The sequence below is a fragment of the Burkholderia sp. KCJ3K979 genome, from assembly GCF_016759955.1.
Taxonomy (GTDB): Bacteria; Pseudomonadota; Gammaproteobacteria; order Burkholderiales; family Burkholderiaceae; genus Burkholderia; species Burkholderia orbicola.
The window spans coordinates 1-1438 of the sequence record NZ_JACFYV010000419.1 but is presented as its reverse complement, the minus strand read 5'-3'; the positions used below and the strand labels follow the sequence as shown (position 1 = coordinate 1438).

At 51.3% G+C, this 1438-nt stretch carries 2 rRNA genes; both read left to right on the top strand.

Annotation, left to right across the window (positions count from 1 at the left end):
- A 16S ribosomal RNA gene (locus H3O04_RS35335) occupies window positions 1-515 on the top strand; the annotation flags it as partial.
- Window positions 516-895: 380 nt separating this feature from the next.
- A 23S ribosomal RNA gene (locus H3O04_RS35330) occupies window positions 896-1438 on the top strand; the annotation flags it as partial.

Genomic DNA, 1438 nt, shown 5'->3' with positions numbered 1-1438 from the left:
GTGCTCGAAAGAGAACCGGCGCACAGGTGCTGCATGGCTGTCGTCAGCTCGTGTCGTGAGATGTTGGGTTAAGTCCCGCAACGAGCGCAACCCTTGTCCTTAGTTGCTACGCAAGAGCACTCTAAGGAGACTGCCGGTGACAAACCGGAGGAAGGTGGGGATGACGTCAAGTCCTCATGGCCCTTATGGGTAGGGCTTCACACGTCATACAATGGTCGGAACAGAGGGTTGCCAACCCGCGAGGGGGAGCTAATCCCAGAAAACCGATCGTAGTCCGGATTGCACTCTGCAACTCGAGTGCATGAAGCTGGAATCGCTAGTAATCGCGGATCAGCATGCCGCGGTGAATACGTTCCCGGGTCTTGTACACACCGCCCGTCACACCATGGGAGTGGGTTTTACCAGAAGTGGCTAGTCTAACCGCAAGGAGGACGGTCACCACGGTAGGATTCATGACTGGGGTGAAGTCGTAACAAGGTAGCCGTATCGGAAGGTGCGGCTGGATCACCTCCTTTCCAGAGCTTCTCGCACAAGTTGAGCGCTCACGCTTATCGGCTGTAAATTAAAGACAGACTAGCTGTCTGCGGTTTAAACCGGTTCATGCCGGCCGCTTTCAATAATCTTCAATGACAAACATTCGAATGATGATTGTTCGAGTCTTTGTCATTGGCGATTGAGCCAGTCAGAGGATATCAACAGATATCGGCTGTCGTTCTTTAACAATCTGGAAGAAGTAAGTAATTTGGATAGCGGAAGCGTCTTGAGATGGACGTGGAAGTTATCCGGGTTGTGATTGTATCGATGTATCTCAAGATGATTCGAACTCTAAGTTTGACTCAATTGGAATACGGCACAACGCGAGAACTCAACCTGTAACGAGACAGACTCGTTATAGGGTCAAGCGAACAAGTGCATGTGGTGGATGCCTTGGCGATCACAGGCGATGAAGGACGCGGTAGCCTGCGAAAAGCTACGGGGAGCTGGCAAACGAGCTTTGATCCGTAGATGTCCGAATGGGGAAACCCACTCCTTTTGGAGTATCCATGGCTGAATACATAGGCCATGCGAAGCGAACGCGGTGAACTGAAACATCTAAGTAACCGCAGGAAAAGAAATCAACCGAGATTCCCAAAGTAGTGGCGAGCGAAATGGGATGAGCCTTGCACTCTTTATTTGTATTGTTAGCCGAACGCTCTGGAAAGTGCGGCCATAGCAGGTGATAGCCCTGTAGGCGAAAACAGTATGAAAGAACTAGGTGTGCGACAAGTAGGGCGGGACACGTGAAATCCTGTCTGAAGATGGGGGGACCATCCTCCAAGGCTAAATACTCGTGATCGACCGATAGTGAACCAGTACCGTGAGGGAAAGGCGAAAAGAACCCCGGGAGGGGAGTGAAATAGATCCTGAAACCGCATGCATACAAACAGTCGGAGCCTCG